Annotated in this window: 21 protein-coding genes; 13 read left to right on the top strand and 8 right to left on the bottom strand. The window is 66.2% G+C overall.

The features are described from left to right. Positions 1-24 precede the first annotated feature (24 nt). The 4 genes from gmk to KF730_RS17020 all read right to left on the bottom strand — a co-directional run bounded on the left by gmk (position 25) and on the right by KF730_RS17020 (position 3,044). On the bottom strand, positions 25-675 hold the full coding sequence (gene gmk / locus KF730_RS17035) for a guanylate kinase (RefSeq protein WP_294099554.1): 651 nt from the start codon (positions 673-675) through the stop codon (positions 25-27). Between the two features lie 31 nt (positions 676-706). After that, the gene (locus KF730_RS17030; RefSeq protein WP_294099552.1) at positions 707-904 is read right to left on the bottom strand and encodes a hypothetical protein; all 198 of its coding nucleotides are present in this window, start codon (positions 902-904) and stop codon (positions 707-709) included. A gap of 89 nt (positions 905-993) precedes the next feature. Beyond that, on the bottom strand, positions 994-2,388 hold the full coding sequence (gene fumC / locus KF730_RS17025; RefSeq protein ID WP_294099551.1) for a class II fumarate hydratase: 1,395 nt from the start codon (positions 2,386-2,388) through the stop codon (positions 994-996). Between the two features lie 173 nt (positions 2,389-2,561). Next, positions 2,562-3,044: a ClpXP protease specificity-enhancing factor SspB gene (locus tag KF730_RS17020; RefSeq protein WP_294099550.1), complete on the bottom strand. Its 483-nt coding sequence runs from the start codon at positions 3,042-3,044 to the stop codon at positions 2,562-2,564. A gap of 96 nt (positions 3,045-3,140) precedes the next feature. On the opposite strand from KF730_RS17020, the gene hisB reads away from it, so the two are divergent. The 9 genes from hisB to KF730_RS16975 all read left to right on the top strand — a co-directional run bounded on the left by hisB (position 3,141) and on the right by KF730_RS16975 (position 9,106). Continuing rightward, positions 3,141-3,743, top strand: a complete 603-nt coding sequence (gene hisB, locus KF730_RS17015; protein ID WP_294099548.1) for an imidazoleglycerol-phosphate dehydratase HisB — start codon at positions 3,141-3,143, stop codon at positions 3,741-3,743. Then, positions 3,740-4,345: an imidazole glycerol phosphate synthase subunit HisH gene (hisH, locus tag KF730_RS17010; protein WP_294099547.1), complete on the top strand. Its 606-nt coding sequence runs from the start codon at positions 3,740-3,742 to the stop codon at positions 4,343-4,345. The genes hisB and hisH overlap by 4 nt, the downstream gene beginning before the upstream one ends. Then, positions 4,333-5,067 carry a 1-(5-phosphoribosyl)-5-[(5-phosphoribosylamino)methylideneamino]imidazole-4-carboxamide isomerase gene (gene hisA / locus KF730_RS17005; protein ID WP_294099545.1) on the top strand — a complete coding sequence of 245 codons (735 nt, stop codon included), beginning with the start codon at positions 4,333-4,335 and terminating at the stop codon, positions 5,065-5,067. The genes hisH and hisA overlap by 13 nt, the downstream gene beginning before the upstream one ends. Then, on the top strand, positions 5,067-5,828 hold the full coding sequence (hisF, locus tag KF730_RS17000) for an imidazole glycerol phosphate synthase subunit HisF (protein WP_294099544.1): 762 nt from the start codon (positions 5,067-5,069) through the stop codon (positions 5,826-5,828). Before hisA ends, hisF begins: the two co-directional genes overlap by 1 nt. A gap of 156 nt (positions 5,829-5,984) precedes the next feature. After that, complete coding sequence (locus KF730_RS16995) at positions 5,985-6,188, top strand: hypothetical protein (RefSeq protein WP_294099543.1); 204 nt, start codon at positions 5,985-5,987, stop codon at positions 6,186-6,188. Positions 6,189-6,219: 31 nt separating this feature from the next. After that, positions 6,220-6,534: a phosphoribosyl-ATP diphosphatase gene (locus KF730_RS16990; protein ID WP_294099542.1), complete on the top strand. Its 315-nt coding sequence runs from the start codon at positions 6,220-6,222 to the stop codon at positions 6,532-6,534. Positions 6,535-6,596: 62 nt separating this feature from the next. Then, positions 6,597-6,995: a surface-adhesin E family protein gene (locus KF730_RS16985; RefSeq protein WP_294099541.1), complete on the top strand. Its 399-nt coding sequence runs from the start codon at positions 6,597-6,599 to the stop codon at positions 6,993-6,995. A 24-nt stretch (positions 6,996-7,019) separates the two neighbouring features. Beyond that, positions 7,020-7,397 carry a histidine triad nucleotide-binding protein gene (locus KF730_RS16980; RefSeq protein WP_294099540.1) on the top strand — a complete coding sequence of 126 codons (378 nt, stop codon included), beginning with the start codon at positions 7,020-7,022 and terminating at the stop codon, positions 7,395-7,397. A 119-nt stretch (positions 7,398-7,516) separates the two neighbouring features. Continuing rightward, entirely contained in the window at positions 7,517-9,106 is a 1,590-nt protein-coding gene (locus tag KF730_RS16975) for an amino acid permease (RefSeq protein WP_294099538.1), read from the top strand. A 72-nt stretch (positions 9,107-9,178) separates the two neighbouring features. Here the strand turns inward: KF730_RS16975 and KF730_RS16970 are convergent, their stop codons facing one another. Both KF730_RS16970 and KF730_RS16965 read right to left on the bottom strand, forming a co-directional pair. Continuing rightward, on the bottom strand, positions 9,179-11,215 hold the full coding sequence (locus KF730_RS16970; RefSeq protein ID WP_294099536.1) for an alkaline phosphatase D family protein: 2,037 nt from the start codon (positions 11,213-11,215) through the stop codon (positions 9,179-9,181). A gap of 129 nt (positions 11,216-11,344) precedes the next feature. Next, positions 11,345-12,343, bottom strand: coding sequence for an adenosine kinase (locus tag KF730_RS16965; protein WP_294099534.1), 999 nt, complete (start codon positions 12,341-12,343; stop codon positions 11,345-11,347). Between the two features lie 55 nt (positions 12,344-12,398). On the opposite strand from KF730_RS16965, the gene KF730_RS16960 reads away from it, so the two are divergent. Further along, the gene (locus KF730_RS16960) at positions 12,399-13,076 is read left to right on the top strand and encodes an EI24 domain-containing protein (RefSeq protein ID WP_294099532.1); all 678 of its coding nucleotides are present in this window, start codon (positions 12,399-12,401) and stop codon (positions 13,074-13,076) included. After that, entirely contained in the window at positions 13,073-13,447 is a 375-nt protein-coding gene (locus KF730_RS16955) for a hypothetical protein (protein WP_294099530.1), read from the top strand. Before KF730_RS16960 ends, KF730_RS16955 begins: the two co-directional genes overlap by 4 nt. On the opposite strand, the gene KF730_RS16950 is transcribed toward KF730_RS16955, so the two are convergent. Both KF730_RS16950 and queG read right to left on the bottom strand, forming a co-directional pair. After that, positions 13,444-13,791 carry an energy transducer TonB gene (locus KF730_RS16950; RefSeq protein WP_294099528.1) on the bottom strand — a complete coding sequence of 116 codons (348 nt, stop codon included), beginning with the start codon at positions 13,789-13,791 and terminating at the stop codon, positions 13,444-13,446. The two genes, KF730_RS16955 and KF730_RS16950, sit on opposite strands and share 4 nt — an antisense overlap. 36 nt (positions 13,792-13,827) lie before the next feature. Then, positions 13,828-14,943 (bottom strand): tRNA epoxyqueuosine(34) reductase QueG, encoded by a 1,116-nt coding sequence (gene queG, locus KF730_RS16945; RefSeq protein WP_294099917.1) that lies wholly within the window; start codon positions 14,941-14,943, stop codon positions 13,828-13,830. Between the two features lie 42 nt (positions 14,944-14,985). Between queG and KF730_RS16940 the strand changes: the two genes are divergently transcribed. Further along, a complete protein-coding gene (locus KF730_RS16940) occupies positions 14,986-15,903 on the top strand; it encodes an ATP-binding cassette domain-containing protein (RefSeq protein WP_294099526.1) in 918 nt (305 codons plus the stop codon). Further along, the gene (locus KF730_RS16935; RefSeq protein ID WP_294099525.1) at positions 15,900-17,150 is read left to right on the top strand and encodes an ABC transporter permease; all 1,251 of its coding nucleotides are present in this window, start codon (positions 15,900-15,902) and stop codon (positions 17,148-17,150) included. The genes KF730_RS16940 and KF730_RS16935 overlap by 4 nt, the downstream gene beginning before the upstream one ends. Positions 17,151-17,160: the final 10 nt, after the last annotated feature.

Genomic DNA, 17,160 nt, shown 5'->3' with positions numbered 1-17,160 from the left:
TTTTGCTGACCACAAAAACTGAGGCTATTTGTTGAGCCCCCGGATAAATCCGATCAACCCGGTCTGGCGCGAACGCTTCAGGCGCTCGGCCTTGAGGATCGTGTGCACCCGCTCATAGGTCTGCTGGATGTCGTCATTGACCAGCACATAGTCATAGCCGTCCCAGTGGCTGACCTCGGCGGTCGCCCGGTTCATGCGGGCGTCGATGATCTCCATCGCGTCGGTGGCGCGGTTGACCAGCCGCTCGCGCAGGATCTTCAGGCTTGGCGGCAGGATGAAGACACGGACGACATCGCCGCCGGCCAACTGAAACAGCTGCTGCGCACCCTGCCAGTCGATATCGAACAGCACGTCGCGGCCCGAGGCGAGAATGTCGCTGACCTGCTGCCTGGGCGTGCCGTAGCGCTGGTCGAACACATGCGCCCATTCGAGGAACTCGTTGTTCGCGACCATCTCGCGAAACTTTTCGAGATCGACGAAATGATAGTCCTTCCCGTCCACCTCGCCGGGACGAATCGGCCGCGTCGTGTACGATACCGACATCTCGAGATAGGGATCGGCGGCCAGCAGCTTGCGTGCGATCGTCGATTTGCCCGCACCCGAGGGCGAGGAGAGGACGAACAGCACGCCCCGTCTGCGGAACTTGTGCGGATCGAGCTCGGGGTCGGCGGCCATGCGCGCTACTGGCGGAGGAGTCGCCCTCGCGTCAAGTCGCAGGTGCGCTGAATCGCCTCTGGAGTGCGCGTGCGCCATAAGCCGCGGCGCCCAGCACGATCGCGGCGGGCACTACGCGCTTGGCGACTCTCCAGCCGAGCACGCCGACCAGCGCGCCGATCGTCCCACCCTTGCCGTCACGCCGGTCGATCTTGTTGCCGATATAGCCTGCGATTGCGTCGCCGATCATCGATTGCTCCCGAGAATAAGGTTCGGGAGCTAAGCGGTCGGGACGACGCATAGTTCCCGATCCCCCCGCACGGGGGAGGATCGAAAAGCTCACCGCCCGACCATCGTCTCCGGCCGCACATATTTGTCGAAGGTCGCCTCGTCGACCAGCCCCAGCGCCAGCCCGCTCTCCTTGAGCGTCAGCCCCTTCTCATGCGCGTTCTTGGCGATCTTCGCGGCATTGTCATAACCGATCGCGGGGGCCAGCGAGGTCACCAGCATCAGCGAGCGGTTGACCAGATCGGTGATCTGCTGCTCGTTGGCTTCGATCCCGTCGACGCAGCGCTCGGCGAAGCTGGTCATGCCGACCGACAGCAGATCGATCGAGCGCAGCACATTGGCGCCGATCAGCGGCATGAACACGTTGAGCTCGAAATGGCCCTGCATGCCGCCGACGGTCACCGCCTGGTTGTTGCCGATCACCTGCGCCGCGACCATCGTCAGCGATTCGCACTGCGTCGGGTTGACCTTGCCCGGCATGATCGAGCTGCCCGGCTCATTGGCCGGCAGCGACAGCTCGCCCAGCCCCGAGCGCGGGCCCGAGCCGAGGAAGCGGATGTCGTTGGCGATCTTGTTGAGCGCCACCGCCAGCGTGTTGAGCGCGCCCGAGAAGAACACCAGACCGTCCTTGGCGGCGAGCTGCTCGAACTTGTTCGGCGCCGGCTCGAATTCAGTCCCAGCGATGTCACTGATCGCCGCCGACATATCCTCGGCCCAGCCCTCCGGCGCATTGAGCCCGGTGCCGACCGCGGTGCCGCCGATCGCCAGCTTGCGCAGATTGCCGTTGAGCGAACCCTCGATCCGCGCCTTGCAGCTGATCAGCTGCGCCGCATAGCCGCCGAACTCCTGGCCAAGCGTCAGCGGCGTCGCGTCCTGCGTATGCGTCCGGCCGATCTTGATAATGTGATCCCAGGCCTTGGCCTTGGCGACCAGCGACGCGGTCAGCCGGTCGAGCGCCGGGATCAGCGTGTCGCGCGTCGCGCGGACGGCGGCGACGTGCAGCGCGGTCGGGAAGCTGTCGTTCGACGACTGGCTCATATTGACGTGATCGTTGGGGTGCACCGGCGACTTGCCGCCCTTGGTGCCCGCCAGCACGAAATTGGCGCGGCCGGCGATCACTTCGTTGACGTTCATGTTGGTCTGGGTGCCGCTGCCGGTCTGCCAGATCACCAGCGGGAACTGGTCGTCGAGCTTGCCATCGACGATCTCCTGCGCCGCCGCCTCGATGGCGTCGGCGATCTTGGCGTCCATGCCGTGCTTGCGGTTCACCCGCGCCGCTGCCTGCTTCACGATCGCCTGGGCATGGACGATGCCGAGCGGCATCCGCTCCTGGCTGCCGAACGGGAAATTCTCGATCGAGCGCTGTGTCTGCGCGCCCCAATAGCAATCGGCGGGAACTTCGATGGCGCCGATCGAATCGGTTTCGGTGCGGGTGGTCACGAACATGCCTCCAGAACGTTTGCGCGCGCTCTAGAGGCAAGAGCGTGGCTTCGCCAACCCCACACCGTCATGCTGAACGCGTTTCAGCATCCAACGTGCCGCAAGCGGCGACCGCGCACGTGGAGCGCTTGAGCCTGAAACAAGTTCAGGGTGACGGTCTCTGCCTCACGGCCTTGCCGTCACTTCTTCCGCTTGAAGTCCACCGAGACGACGTTCGAGCCATCGTCCGTCGGCTTTGCGCTCGGCCCGTCATTCTCGGCCTCGTCATGCTGCTCGGGCTCGACATCGCCTTCCTGCGCCTGGAAGCGCAGCTCGAAATTGACCGCCGGGTCGTGGAACCCGGTGATCGCCGAGAACGGGATGTTGAGCATCGCCGGCACCTGATTGAAGCTCAGCCCGACGGAGAATTTCTCGTCATCGACCTTCAAATCCCAGAAACGGTGCTGAAGGACGATCGTCATCTCGTCCGGAAAGCGCTCGATCAGCCGCTGCGGGATATCGACGCCCGGCGCGTGAGTCTTGAAGGTGATATAGAAATGGTGCCCGCCCGGCAGCGCCTGCGTCGCCGCGACCGTGCCCAGCACCCGGCCGACCACGGCGCGCAGGGCCTCCTGCACGATCTCGTCATAGGGAATCAGGCTGTCGGGCACATTGGTCGTCATAGGTTCGTGGGTTAGCGGCTCCCGCCCCCGGGTCAAGTTGGGTACGGCCAAGCAACGCTATTTTGCTTGTGGCTCCGCCCCCGCTATGGGGAGCCCATGCGCCCACCTTCTTCCAGAATTGGCACGATCAGCCGCAAGACCAGCGAGACGAGCATCGACGTCACCGTCAATCTCGACGGCACCGGCGCGTACAATGTCTCGACCGGCATCGGCTTCTTCGATCACATGCTCGAACAGCTCAGCCGCCACTCGCTGATCGATCTCGACGTCAAGACCGTCGGCGACCTCCATATCGACCAGCACCACACCGTCGAGGACACCGGCATCGCCATCGGCGAAGCGATCGCCAAGGCATTGGGCGACAAGGCCGGCATCCGCCGCTACGCCGACGCCCTCTCGCCGATGGACGAGACGCTGACCCGCGTCGCCGTCGATATCTCCGGCCGCCCCTTCCTCGTCTTCAAGACCGAGTTCAGCCAGAAGCGCCTCGGCGAGATGGACACCGAGATGTTCGAACACTGGTTCCACAGCTTCGCGCAAGCCGCTGGAATCACGCTGCATGTCGAGACGCTCTACGGTTCGAACAACCACCACATCGCCGAGGCCGCGTTCAAGGGCCTAGCCCGGGCGCTGCGCGAAGCGGTCGAGATCGATCCGCGCAAGGCCGGAGTGATCCCGAGCACCAAGGGCGTCTTGTGAGCGCAATCGCGCTGATCGATTACGGCGCGGGCAATCTCCACTCGGTCCACAACGCCCTCAAGGCCGCAGGCGCGGCCGATATCACGGTGACCGCCGACGCCGAAGTCGCGCTGAAAGCGGATCGCATCGTCCTCCCCGGCGTCGGCGCGTTCGGCGCCTGCGCGGCTGGCCTGCGCGGCATCCCCGGCATGGTCGAGGCGCTCGACCAACGCGTGCGCCGCGACGCCGCGCCGTTCCTCGGCGTCTGCGTCGGCATGCAATTGATGGCCGAACGCGGCGAGGAACTGGGCTCGCATCCCGGCCTTGGCTGGATTCCCGGCACCGTCCGCCAGCTCGTCCCTGCCGAAAACATCCGCGTCCCGCATATGGGCTGGAATGATGTCATCCCCGCCGCCGATCACCCGCTGATCGAACGCGGCGAGGCCTATTTCCTCCACAGCTTCGCCTTCACCGGCGATGCCGTGCTCGCCATCACCGAGCATGGCGGCCCGGTCACCGCCGCGATCGGCCACGACAATATGATCGGCGTCCAGTTCCACCCCGAAAAGAGCCAGCGCTACGGCCTCGCGCTCCTCGAAAGGTTCCTCGCATGGCGCCCCTGATCGTTTTTCCGGCCATCGATCTCAAAGGCGGCCAGGTCGTCCGCCTCGCCGAGGGCGATATGGACCGCGCCACCGTCTATGGTGACGATCCCGCCGCCCAGGCCGAAGCGTTCCGGCAGGCCGGCGCCGAATGGCTCCACGTCGTCGATCTAGACGGCGCCTTCGCCGGCGAATCGGTCAACGGCGCGGCGGTCGCCGCGATCCTCAAGCGCTTCGGCGGCAAGATCCAGCTGGGCGGCGGCATCCGTCACCGCGTCGCGGTCGAGCGCTGGCTGGCGCTCGGTGTCGAGCGTATCGTCATCGGCACCGCCGCGCTGGAGAATCCCGATCTCGTTCGCGACTCCGCCCGCGACAATCCCGGCCGCATCGTCGTCGCCGTCGATGCGCGCGACGGCATGGTCGCCACCAATGGCTGGGCCGATGTCTCGAACGTCTCGGTGATCGATCTCGCCCGCCGCTTCGAGGATGCCGGCGTCGCCGCCCTCCTCTTCACCGATGTCGGCCGTGACGGGCTCTTGAAGGGCTGCAACGTCGAAGCCACCGTCGCCCTCGCCCGCGCCGTGTCGATTCCCGTAATCGCCTCGGGCGGCGTCACCGACATCGCCGACATCCACGCGCTGCGCGGTCATGTCGAAGACGGTGTGGAGGGCGTCATCACCGGCCGCGCGCTATATGACGGGCGGCTCGATCTGAGCTGGGCGATCGAGGTGGCGAAAGGATAATGTCCGTCCGCGCCCGCGTCATCCCCTGCCTCGACGTCTCGGGCGGCCGTGTCGTCAAGGGCGTCAACTTCGTCGATCTGATCGACGCCGGCGATCCCGTCGAACAGGCCCGCGCCTATGACTCGGCGGGCGCGGACGAGCTGTGCTTCCTCGATATCGGCGCCAGCCACGAGGGCCGCGGCACGATGGTCGATGTCGTCCGCCGCACCGCCGAGGTGTGCTTCATGCCGCTCACCGTCGGCGGCGGCGTCCGCACCGTCGAGGATGCCCGCGCCCTCCTCCTCGCCGGCGCCGACAAGGTCGCGGTCAACTCCGCCGCCGTCACCCGCCCCGAAGTCGTCAGCGAAATCGCCGAGCGGATGGGCAGCCAGTGCGTCGTCGCCTCGGTCGATGCCCGCAAGGTCGCCGAGGGCCGCTGGGAAGTCTTCACCCATGGCGGCCGCCGCGAGACCGGCATCGACGCAGTCGCCCACGCGCTGCGCCTCGCCGAACTCGGCGCGGGCGAACTGCTCGTCACCTCGATGGACCGCGACGGCACCCGCGACGGCTATGACCTCGAACTGATCCGCACCATCGCCGACCAGGTCACGGTGCCGGTGGTCGCCTCGGGCGGCGTCGGCAATCTCCAGCACCTCGTCGAAGGCGTGACCAAGGGTCATGCGAGCGCAGTCCTCGCCGCCTCGATCTTCCACTTCGGCCAATCCACCGTCGCCGAAGCCCATGCCGCGCTGGCGGCGGCGGGCATTCCGGTGCGTTCCTGATCCTCCCCGGCACGGGGAGGGGGACCAGCGAAGCTGGTGGAGGAGGCGTGCCGCAAGCGATGCGCCGCGTGGAGAGCCCCCCTCCGTCAGCGCTACGCGCTGCCACCTCCCCGTACCGGGGAGGATCTTTTAACCCAACCCCACTACACCAGCCCCATGCGCTACGTCCTCCCGCTCCTGCTCCTCGCCACCCCCGCGCTGGCCGACGAGCCGCCGCACACCGGCGTCGCCGGCTCGCGCTCGATGCCCGAGCTGTCGGACATTCTCCTCGCCGCCTGCGCCGCCGGTGGCATCTGGTTCGTCCGCAGCCGCATGCGCGCACGCTTCCGCAAGACCCCCGAAGCCCAGGCCAAGGATTGACTCGGCCCGCCGGCTCAAGCAGCCGGAACCAATGGACACGCTAGACGCGCTCGAACAGACGATCCGCGACCGCCGCGCCGGCGATCCCGCATCCTCCTATGTCGCGAAACTGACCGCCAAGGGCCGCGCCAAGATCGCCGAGAAGCTTGGCGAGGAAGCGATCGAGACCGTCATCGCCGCCGTCGCGCAGGACAAGGCCGCACTGACCAGCGAGGCGGCCGACCTGCTCTTCCACCTCCTCGTCCTCCTCGCCGACGCCGGTATCACCCTCGACGATGTCCGCGCCGAGCTCGCCCGCCGCGAAGGCGTCTCGGGGCTGGATGAGAAAGCCAGCCGCCCGGCCTGACCGCTCGCTTGCACCGGCTCGGCGCCGATGCCATTCGTCGAACAAGCGCAAGGGAAATGCAGATGTTCATTGCCGCCACGATCGCCTTGTCGATGTCCACACCGCTGGCGCCGCAGACCGTCGCGCCGAATTGGCGGCTATCGAGCCGCGCACGGGGCATCGAAGCCTATATCAACCTCAACACCGTCAGCCCGACCCCCGATGGCAACCGCATCACCTTCTGGCGAGAAATCCGCTACCCGGAACCACTCAGTTTCTCGGATGGTCGCCGCTACAACCGTATCCGATCGCTGCTGACCATCGATTGCAAGGCGCTGACCATCCAGACCCTGATCTCGCACGCGCTGATGGGCGAAAAGCTGATCGTAAATGTCCCCAGGGACGACCCCGCAGAACCGGTCGCCGCAGGCAGCACCGCCATGAGCGACCTCCACGCGGTCTGCCACGATATCTGGCCCTAGCCTCCTCCCATACGAGGTCCGTCCATGCCCATCGACGCCACCCAGCCCTATGACCCGAGCAACATCTTCGCCAAAATCCTGCGCGGCGAGATTCCCAGCAAGACCGTCTATGAAGACGAATTCGCCCTCGCCTTCCACGATATCAATCCGCAGGCTCCGGCGCACATCCTCGTGATCCCCAAGGGTCCGTACGTGTCATGGGACGATTTCTCGGCCAAGGCGCCCGAGGCCGAGATCGCCGGTTTCGTCCGCGCCGTCGGCCATGTCGCGCGCGAAAACAACATGGTCGCGCCCGGCTATCGCCTTCTCGCCAATGTAGGCCAGCATGGCGGTCAGGAAGTGCCGCACCTCCATGTCCACCTCTTCGCCGGCCAGCCGCTCGGGCCGATGCTGGCGCGCTGACGTTCGTCGCGAAGGCGCGGCCGCAACCGACATAACGGCTTGCACCCCCGGCATTTGCGGCTAGGCTCGCGCCTTTCACAATGGTGCGGTGCGCTAGACGCCGCGTTAGGGGACCATCCATGATATTCGGGCGCGTAAAGTCACTCGACGCCATCTTGGCGACAGCCGAGAAAAAATCACTCCACCGATCCCTGGGGCCCGTGCAGCTGACGCTGCTCGGCGTCGGCGCGATCATCGGCACCGGCATCTTCGTGCTGACCGCGGCCGCGGCGCAAAAGGCCGGCCCGGGCATGATGTGGAGCTTCATCATCGCCGGCGCGGTCTGCGCCGTCGCCGCGCTCTGTTATTCGGAACTGGCCTCGATGGTCCCGGTTTCGGGCTCCGCCTACACCTATACCTATGCCGTGGTCGGCGAGTTGCTGGCGTGGATGGTCGGCTGGGCGCTGATCCTCGAATATGCGGTGGCCGCGTCCGCCGTGTCGGTCGGCTGGTCCGGATACTTTATGGGATTGGTCAAATCGGTCACAGGCTTCGAAGTGCCAGCGATGCTGGCGGCGGGCCCGACCTGGGGGCTCGACGGCTGGATGCCGACGGTCGATTTCTCGAGCGGGTTCGTCAACGTCCCCGCCATCGTCGTCGCCCTGCTCGTCACACTGCTGTTGATGATCGGCACCACCGAGAGCGCCCGCGTCAACGCCGTGCTCGTCGCGATCAAGGTGACCGCGCTCACCGTGTTCATCGCCCTCACCCTGCCGGTGCTCCAAACCGGCAACTTTTCGCCCTTCGCGCCCAATGGCTGGTTCGGCCCCACGGGCGCCAGCGGCATGGGCATCGTCGGCGCCGCGGCATCGATCTTCTTCGCCTATGTCGGCTTCGACGCGGTCTCGACCGCGGCTGAGGAGACCAAGAACCCGCAGCGCAACGTGCCGATCGGCCTGATCGGCAGCCTTGCGATCTGCACCATCTTCTATCTGCTCGTCGCCGCCGGCGCGATCGGCGCGATGGGCGCGCAGCCGGTGCTGGGTCTTGATGGTTCGGTCGTCCAGCCGGGCTCGGCCGGGTTCACCGCCGCCTGCAAGCTGGCCGCCAACGCCGATCAGCTGGTCTGCTCGAACGAAGCGCTGGCGCACGTCCTGCGCCAGATCAACTGGCCGGTGGTCGGCAACGCCCTCGGCCTCGCAGCCAACCTCGCTTTGCCGTCGGTCATCCTGATGATGCTGTTCGGTCAGACCCGCATCTTCTTCGTGATGGCGCGCGACGGCCTGCTGCCTGAGAAGCTCGCGTCGATCCACCCCAAGTGGAAGACCCCGCACATCGTGACCATGATCACCGGCGTTGGCGTCGCGATCGCCGCGGCACTGCTGCCGGTCGGCCAGCTCGCCGACATCTCGAACTCGGGCACGCTGTTCGCGTTCTTCATGGTGTCGATCGCGGTGCTGGTGCTGCGCATCAAGGATCCGAGCCGCCGCCGTCCGTTCAAGACGCCGCTCGTTTGGATCGTCGCGCCGATCTCGATGGCCGGCTGCGCCTTCCTCTACTTCAACCTGCCGGTCGAAGCGATGATGGTGCTGCCGATCTGGGGCGGCCTGGGCCTGCTGATCTATTTCCTCTATGGCTATCGCAAGAGCCATGTCGGCCGCGGCCTCGACACCGTCGCCGAGCCGGAAGCCTATGAAGATCTCGAGCCACCGGTGCCCGGCACGCACTGAGGCTGGAGCCGCGAAAAGAAAGGGCCGGGGGAGCGATCCCCCGGCCCTTTTCCTGTCCGCCTGGCGCTGCGATCAGATCGACAGCTTGGGGTCGCCTTCGAGCACCTTCTGCTCCAGCTTCGGCGACATTCCCGGCTTCCAAAGCTTGGCCCTGTGCGACACGCGATACCGCAACGGACCGCCGTCCGGCGTCGTCGCGCGCGTGATCGGGCGGACGATGCAGACAAATTCGGTCTCGATCCCGTTCGCGTCGGCGGTGACGACCGAATAGCCGTGCCCGGCCATGTCGACGAACTCGACGTGCGGGGCATTGTCGGGATTGGTCAGCACCCGCGCCTTCTCGATATCGCCGCTCGCGGCATATTCGAGCGCCGCGCGCACGCCGCGCTTGATCGTCAGGTTGATGGTATGTTCGGGTTCGGCCCCTTCGACCTTGCGCACGTACAGCGGACGCAGCGGGAACTCCTTGTAATATTCGCACGCTTCGCCGAGCCCCGGCGCCGAGATCGAGCCGGTGATGAAGCTCAGCCCGACCGGGCTGAACCCGGCCGGCGGCAGCGCCGGCGCGGCATAGCCCGCCCAGAAGCTGTGGCGATCGCCCGAGACCGTCACGAATCCCGAAATCTCGCGGTCGCGGACCAGATCGTAGATCTCGGCGCGTTCGGCATAGGCACTGCTGAAATCGGGATTGGCGAAGCTGCCATACCCTTTGCCCGGCCATTTCTCCTTGACCAGCTCGGCGGGGATGTTCTGGGGATCGGTGCGCTGGTCCATCGGGCCGTTGGTCACGCCCCAGATCTTCCAGGTCGCGGTCGATCCGGTCAGCTGATTCTTGAGCCATGCCTTCTGCTCGCGACCGAGCACGGTATGCGCGTGCTCGTCCTTGCGGAAATTGGGGATGCTCTTGTCGCCGATCGCGATCGTCGCTGGCGGATTGCCGCCATCATAATCCTTGCCGCCGTCGACGATCTCCAGCCATTCCTGCGGAAGCACCGGATATTCGCCCGAGTCGAGCGCGCTCGCCTCGGGACGATCGGTCGGATCCTGCGCCTTGTAGCTGTGCAGGTCGGTCAGGATCACCTCGATATGCTTGCCGTAGCGCAGCGCCCGATAGGCGGTCATGCTGCCGACCGCGATGCGGTTATTGGCTTCGGTGCCAAAACCAAGCTCGTCGAAGGTCTCAATCGGCGTATTCTTGACCGCCGGCGCCGCGAACTGATCCAGCCTGTCCCCCGAAACCTTGCGCACCCGCGACGGGATGAACTCCCACCACGCCTGGTTGGCGGCGACGCGCAATTCCTGCGCGGACTCGATCTTGCCGCCGAACTTGGTGAAGCTCTGCCAGCCCAGCCACGAGAATTCGTGATTGTCGCCCATGCAGATGAACGGGAAATGCGCCCGCGCGTTCTGGATGTCGGGATCGTCGATATGGGCGCGATAGACGTGGCGATAGCCCTCCAGCGTCGTCGGCACATTGAAATTGCCGACCTTGCGGCCATCGGGAATGTGGCCGAGATCGTAGACGGTGCGCGCGTAACGGTGCTGAACGTCCTCGGTATATTCGACCAGTTCGTAGATGAAGTCGCCGAGGTGGAGCACGAAGCCGATCTTGCGGTCGGCCGGCGCACGCTCATCCTCCCAGATCATCCGGGCATAGGCGTTCTGCGCGCCTTCGTTGACGCTGTTGCACGAGACGAAGGCGAAGCGGACCGGGCGCCCGTCGCTCACGCGCGGCGCGGTGATCGTCCGCCCAACGCGGCTGCCCGCGCCGCTATCGTCGCTGAAGCGGTACCAATAGATTGTCGCCGGCGAGAGCCCGCCGACCATCGCCCGGCACGTCCAGTCGGCCGCCGCCAGCACCGGCGCCTTCGCGGTGGCGACGACGCGGCGGAACTCCGCATCCAGCGCCACTTCCACGGTCAGTTCGTGGCGCGCACCCTCGCTGAACGGCCGCCGTGTCCACAGGACCACGCTATGATCGTCGGGATCGCCCGATGCGACGCCTTGCGGATAAAGCGTGCGGTCCTCATGCCTAGCGACACGCGAAGGCACCGCAGCCCCGCGCCCCGCCCAGATCGCGCAGACACCGAGCGAAGCGGCGCTCGCCATAAACCGCCGACGATCCATTGCACGCTCCCCGATTGGTGTAGCGTGATAGGTTCATAGCACAGTACACAGGTCAAGCGGGCCGCCGCACATCGCCTAGACAGGCGATATACAAGCGCCCTGCTGCTTGCCTTATCCCAGCGTTTCGGCCGCCAGCGTCTTGAGGTCCGCTTCGGCGCGCGCGCCATAATGCTGGATGATCTCCGCCGCGCACACCGCGCCCAGCGTCAGCGATTCCTTCAGCCCCTTGCCCTGCGCCTGGCCATGCAGGAAGCCCGCCGCGAACATGTCGCCGGCGCCGGTGGTGTCGACCAGCCGCTCGATCGGCTCAGCCTTCACCTCGACGCGCTCCGAGCCCTGCAGCGCCATCGCGCCATGCTCGCCACGGGTGACGACCAGCAGCGGCACCTTGCCATGGATATGCTCCACTGCCGCCTCGAAGCCCTCATGCTCGCACAGTGCCAGCAATTCGTTCTCGTTGGCGAACAGGATGTCGATCATCCCGTCCTCGATCAGCTTGCGGAAATCGCCGCCGTGGCGCGAGATGCAGAACACGTCGCTGAGCGTGAAGGCGACCTTGCGGCCGTTGGCGCGCGCGATCTCGATCGCCCGGCGCATCGCCGCGCGCGGCTCTTCCGGATCCCACAGATAGCCTTCGAGATAGAGGATCGCGCCATCCGCGATCACCGCCTCGTCGAGCGCGGCGGCGGGCAGGAACTGCGATGCGCCAAGGAAGGTGTTCATCGTCCGCTGGCCATCGGGCGTCACGAAGATCAGGCAGCGCGCGGTGGTCGGCTGGCCCGGACGCACCGCGGTGTCGAAATGAACACCGGCGGCGCGCAGATCGTGCGCGAAGACGGCGCCGAGCTGGTCGTCGGCGACCTGGCCGATGAATGCCGCCTTGCCGCCCATCGCGGCGATCGCCGCCACGGTGTTGCCGGCCGAACCGCCCGAAACCTCGCGGCCCGGACCCATCTTGGCATAGAGCGCGTCGGCATCCTCGGGCGAGAAGATCAGTTGCATCGAGCCCTTGGCTACACCGATTTCCTCGATGAAAGCATCGTCGGCCTGGGCGAGAATATCGACGATCGCGTTGCCGATCGCGACCACGTCATAGGTGGGGCTGGTCAAGTCTTTGCTCCAATTGGGTTGCGGCTGCCCCTATCGGGCTGCAAAGGAGTCCGCAATGATCCAGGCGTTCTTCCTGTCGCTGGGGCAATTGCTCGACGGCCGCGTGGCGATGGTCTTCCTCAAGTCGCTGCTGATCACGCTCGTGCTGTTCGCCGGGCTCGGCATCGGGCTTTATTACGGAATTCACTGGGCCGCGGCCCGCTGGCTCAACGGATATTCGGGGCCCTTTGCCGATATCGCGGTGATCGTGCTGCTGCTGGCGGCGCACTGGCTGCTGTTTCGCGCGATCGCCATCGGCGTGATCGGCATCTTCGCCGACGAGGTCGTCGCAGCGGTCGAGGCCAAATATTATCCCGGCGCGCACGCCGATGCCCGCGACGTGCCCTTCGCGCGTTCGCTGGCGATGGGATTGGGATCGGGCATCCGCATCATCCTCATCAATCTCGCGCTGTCGCCAATCTATATCGCCCTGCTGATCACCGGCGTCGGCACCGCCGTCGCCTTCTTCATCGTAAATTCCTGGCTGCTCGGCCGCGATCTCGGCGACATGGTCGCGGCGCGGCACATGAAATACCGCGACTTGCCGCGATGGCGGAGCCGGACGAGCCTTCGGCGGTTCATACTCGGCATGTTCGGCACCGGCATATTGCTGATACCCGTCGTGGCGCTGGTCGGCCCGGTGCTCGGCGCGGCGATGGCTACCCACGCATTCCATAGAGGCAGGCGCGCATGAAATACTGGATCATCGGCGGTGCCTTGGCGCTGGCCGCCTGCGGCGAGAGCGCTCCTCCGGTGCGATCGGCCGGCTATGTGCCGGTGCCTGCCGGAGCGTCCGCCTCCGCGCCGCTGCCGCCCGGCATGGCGACCACGGTCAGCGGCCAGCCGGCGGCTCGGCTGATCGCCCAGTTCGGCGCGCCGTATCTCGACATAAGCGAGGGCAGCGCCCGCAAGCTCCAGTTCGCCGGCCCGATCTGCGTGCTCGACGCCTATCTCTATCCCAAGGGCCGCGGCGAGCCGCTGGTCACCTGGTTCGACACTCGCCAGCGCGACGGCAGCCCGATCGATCCGGCCAGCTGCGTGACGGCGTTGACCAAACGGCGCTAGCGCGGGATTGTCCATGCGAAGCGGCTGCTCCAAGTTGAAGGCACCGCATTTCCACCGCCATCTCTCGCCGGCTTGAAACGACCACGCTTTGCCACAATCGTACACGTTTCTGCATCCAGCGACGGCGACCCGCTGGATGTCGTAACCGTGCAGTTCGAAACCCGCCCCCTGACGTCCACGTCAAGCGTGAAGAACACAACGCCCTGTTCGTGGCGCTTGAAGGCTTCCGCCGGATAGTCGGCTTCGACAAGCCACAAACTTGGCCTGATCGGCGTCGGCTGGGGCGCTGCGGCGTTTCCGTCCTGAAGGATCGCGAATAGCAATGCCAAGCCGATTGCAATCATGCGTCTCTCCAAATCCGCAATATTAGCAGGCCAGTGCTATTCCGCCCACTCCTTCATCACGTCCATATTGGTTTCATCACGTTGCTCGCGCAGCTGGTTCCATTGCTTCCGATCAAGCCGCTTCAATGCCCAAATGGCCGCCCCGCGTACCTCCGGCGCCGCATCGCCGAGCAACGCCCGCACCGGCTCCACCAGCGCGGCGCTGCCGCTATTCCCCGCCGCGATCAGGCAGTTGCGCACCATCCGGTCGCGGCCGATGCGCTTGATCGGCGAGCCGGAAAACACTTCGCGGAAACCGGCATCGTCGAGCGCGAGCAGGTCCGCCAGCGCCGGCGCGGCCAGTTCGGCGCGCGGCGCGAACGCCTTGTTGGCGCTCGCAGCCGTGGCGAACTTGTTCCATGGGCACACCGCCAGGCAATCGTCGCAGCCATAGATGCGGTTGCCGATCGCCGCGCGGAACTCCTCCGGGATCGGCCCCTTATGCTCGATCGTCAGATACGAGATGCAGCGCCGGGCATCGAGCCGGTATGGTGCCGGAAAGGCTTCGGTCGGGCACGCCGTCTGGCAGGCATCGCAGCTGCCGCAGGTCGAGCGTACCCGCGCATCCGGGTCCAGATCGATCGTGGTGTAGATCGCCCCCAGGAACAGCCAGCTGCCATGTTCGCGGCTGACCAGATTGGTGTGCTTGCCCTGCCAGCCCAGCCCCGCCGCCTCGGCCAGCGGCTTCTCCATCACCGGCGCGGTATCGACGAACACCTTCACGTCAGCGTCGCTCGCCTGCCCAACGATCCAGCGCGCCAGTTCCTTTAGCCGCCGCTTCACGACGTCGTGATAATCCTGTCCCTGCGCATAGACCGAGATCCGGCCCTTCTCGCCCTCCCCGGCCAGCGCCAGCGGGTCGCTGGCGGGGGCATAGCTCATCCCCAGCGAGACCACCGATCGCACCTCGGGCCACAGCCCAGCCGGGCTTTCGCGGTGATGCGCGCGCTCCTCCATCCAGATCATCGATCCGTGGCGTCCCTCGGCCAGCCATTGCCGCAGCCGCTCGCCGGAGGCCGGCGCGGCATCGGCGCGCGCGACCCCGCAGGCCGCGAACCCGATTTCCGCCGCCTTCACCTTGATTTGCGTGGCCAATGACTTGTCTTCGCGCACGCCCACCCGCTACCACCAAAATGTGAACCGAGGGGATGGAAATTGAGCAGCGCATTGGCGGTCAGCGCCAGCGGCCTCGTCAAGCGCTTCGGCAGCCGCCGCGTCGTCGATGGCGTCGATATCTCGGTCCCCAAGGGCATGGTCTATGGCGTGCTCGGCCCCAATGGTGCCGGCAAGACCACGACGCTGCGCATGCTGCTCGGTATTATAGAACCCGATGGCGGTGCCCGCACCCTGCTGGGGTTCGATAACCCTCGCGATGCCAGCGACCAGGTCGGCTATCTCCCCGAGGAGCGTGGGCTCTATCCCAGCATGAAATGCCGTGAGGCGATCGCCTTCATGGGCGCATTGCGCGGCTTGCCGTGGAAGGTCGGGCGCAAGCGCGCGATCGAATTGATGGAAGCCGCCGGCCTCGGCCATGCCGTCGACGACAAGATCCGCAAGCTCTCCAAGGGCATGGCGCAATTGGTGCAATTGCTCGGCTCGGTGGTCCACGAGCCCAGCCTGCTGGTCCTCGATGAGCCCTTTTCCGGCCTCGATCCGGTCAATCAGGAGCGCCTCGAAAAGCTGATCCTCGGCCAGCGCGACCGCGGCGCGACGATCCTGTTCTCGACGCATGTCATGGCCCATGCCGAGCGGCTCTGCGATCGCCTGTCGATCATCGCCGGCGGCAAGGTCCGCTTCGAGGGCAGCGTCGCCGATGCCCGCGCGACGCTGCCGCTCAAGGCGCATTACACCCCGCATCACAATCCCGAGGCGGCGGGCAAGCTGCTCCCCGCCGACGCCGAGCGCGAGAATGGTGGCTGGCGCTTCACGCTCCCGCCAGAAGGAATCGAAGATCTGCTGGTGCGGCTGATCGATGCCGGCCACGGCATTTCGGGCCTGTCGATCGAGCGACCGGGGCTGCACGACGCGTTCGTCCGCATCGTCGGCGAGCAGGCGCTGGAGGCTGCGGCATGAGCAAGTTCGCCCGCGCGCTGCGCCAGACCTTCACCGTTGTCCGTCGTGATTTCACCGCGACCGTGTTCACCCCCACCTTCCTGCTGTTCCTGCTCGCGCCGCTGATCTTCCTGAGCTTCAGCGTGATGGGCAGCCTCGGCGCCAGCCAGATCGTCGACAGCAGCGGCGACAAGCTGCGCATGGTGGTGATCGCGCCGCCCGCGCAATCCGCCGACCTGCTCGCGCTCGACAAGCAATTGCGCGGCCTGTTTCCTCGCGGCAGCGAACTGATGCCGCCGCCGCTGACCATCGTCACCCCGGAGGCCGACACCGCCCGCCAGGCGCGCGACATGTTCGATTCCGACGAATATGATGCCGCCGCGGTGCTCCACGGCCCGCTCAACAAGCCGGAAATCCTCTATGTCGCCAATGGCTGGAGCGAAGGACAATATCTCGCCCAGCTCGCCGAGCAGGTGCTGCGCGCCGAACGCGCCGGCGGTGCCGCCCCGCTGAGCACCGCGACCCGGACCGAGGTCACGCGCGGCCAGGCTTCGTTCACCGGCAAGGGTCAGGTCGCCTCGGCGGGCGTGTTCGGCATCTTCTTCCTCACTTTGTTCCTGTCAGGCCAGGCGGTCGGCACCATGGCCGAGGAACGGTCGAACAAGGTCATCGAAATCCTCGCCGCCGCGGTCCCGCTCGAAAGCGTGTTCTTCGGCAAGCTGCTGGCGATGTTCGCGGTGGCGGTCCTGTTCGTCGCGTTTTGGGCGACCTTGATCGTCAATGGCGCCAAGCTGCTGCCCGATGGCGCCATGCGCCTGTTCGCCGATGCCGCCCCCGCGGTCGGCCCGGTCGCGTTCCCGCTGCTGTTCGCCGCCTATTTCACCATGGCCTATCTGCTGCTCGGCGCGGTGTTCCTGAGCCTCGGCGCGCAAACCAGCACCCAGCGCGAGCTGCAGATGCTGTCGCTGCCGATCACCTTCTTCCAGATGGCGATGTTCGGGCTGGCGCTGGCGGCGACGTCGCGGCCCGGCACGTGGCTGGCCTTCGCCGTCGAGCTTTTCCCGTTCAGCTCGCCCTATGCGATGATCGGCCACGCCGGCAATTCGCCACTGATCTGGCCACATCTGGCCGCGCTCGGCTGGCAGGCGCTTTGGGTCGCGATCACTGTCACTATCGGCGCCCGCCTGTTCCGCCGCGGCGTGCTCAAATCGGGAAGCCCGCCATTCTGGAGGCGCAGGCCCGCCGCTATTGACACCCCTGTCAATTAGGGCATTCTTC

Source organism: Sphingomonas sp. (assembly GCF_019635515.1).
GTDB lineage: Bacteria > Pseudomonadota > Alphaproteobacteria > Sphingomonadales > Sphingomonadaceae > Sphingomonas.
This window is presented reverse-complemented; position numbering and strand designations above follow the sequence as displayed.

Coding starts and splice junctions, on each gene's coding strand:
- gmk (WP_294099554.1), bottom strand. CDS start 675: ATGGCCGCCGACCCCGAGCTCGATCCGCACAAGTTCCGCAGACGGGGC.
- KF730_RS17030 (WP_294099552.1), bottom strand. CDS start 904: ATGATCGGCGACGCAATCGCAGGCTATATCGGCAACAAGATCGACCGG.
- fumC (WP_294099551.1), bottom strand. CDS start 2,388: ATGTTCGTGACCACCCGCACCGAAACCGATTCGATCGGCGCCATCGAA.
- KF730_RS17020 (WP_294099550.1), bottom strand. CDS start 3,044: ATGACGACCAATGTGCCCGACAGCCTGATTCCCTATGACGAGATCGTG.
- hisB (WP_294099548.1), top strand. CDS start 3,141: ATGCGCCCACCTTCTTCCAGAATTGGCACGATCAGCCGCAAGACCAGC.
- hisA (WP_294099545.1), top strand. CDS start 4,333: ATGGCGCCCCTGATCGTTTTTCCGGCCATCGATCTCAAAGGCGGCCAG.
- hisF (WP_294099544.1), top strand. CDS start 5,067: ATGTCCGTCCGCGCCCGCGTCATCCCCTGCCTCGACGTCTCGGGCGGC.
- KF730_RS16995 (WP_294099543.1), top strand. CDS start 5,985: ATGCGCTACGTCCTCCCGCTCCTGCTCCTCGCCACCCCCGCGCTGGCC.
- KF730_RS16990 (WP_294099542.1), top strand. CDS start 6,220: ATGGACACGCTAGACGCGCTCGAACAGACGATCCGCGACCGCCGCGCC.
- KF730_RS16985 (WP_294099541.1), top strand. CDS start 6,597: ATGTTCATTGCCGCCACGATCGCCTTGTCGATGTCCACACCGCTGGCG.
- KF730_RS16980 (WP_294099540.1), top strand. CDS start 7,020: ATGCCCATCGACGCCACCCAGCCCTATGACCCGAGCAACATCTTCGCC.
- KF730_RS16975 (WP_294099538.1), top strand. CDS start 7,517: ATGATATTCGGGCGCGTAAAGTCACTCGACGCCATCTTGGCGACAGCC.
- KF730_RS16970 (WP_294099536.1), bottom strand. CDS start 11,215: ATGGCGAGCGCCGCTTCGCTCGGTGTCTGCGCGATCTGGGCGGGGCGC.
- KF730_RS16960 (WP_294099532.1), top strand. CDS start 12,399: ATGATCCAGGCGTTCTTCCTGTCGCTGGGGCAATTGCTCGACGGCCGC.
- KF730_RS16955 (WP_294099530.1), top strand. CDS start 13,073: ATGAAATACTGGATCATCGGCGGTGCCTTGGCGCTGGCCGCCTGCGGC.
- KF730_RS16950 (WP_294099528.1), bottom strand. CDS start 13,791: ATGATTGCAATCGGCTTGGCATTGCTATTCGCGATCCTTCAGGACGGA.
- KF730_RS16935 (WP_294099525.1), top strand. CDS start 15,900: ATGAGCAAGTTCGCCCGCGCGCTGCGCCAGACCTTCACCGTTGTCCGT.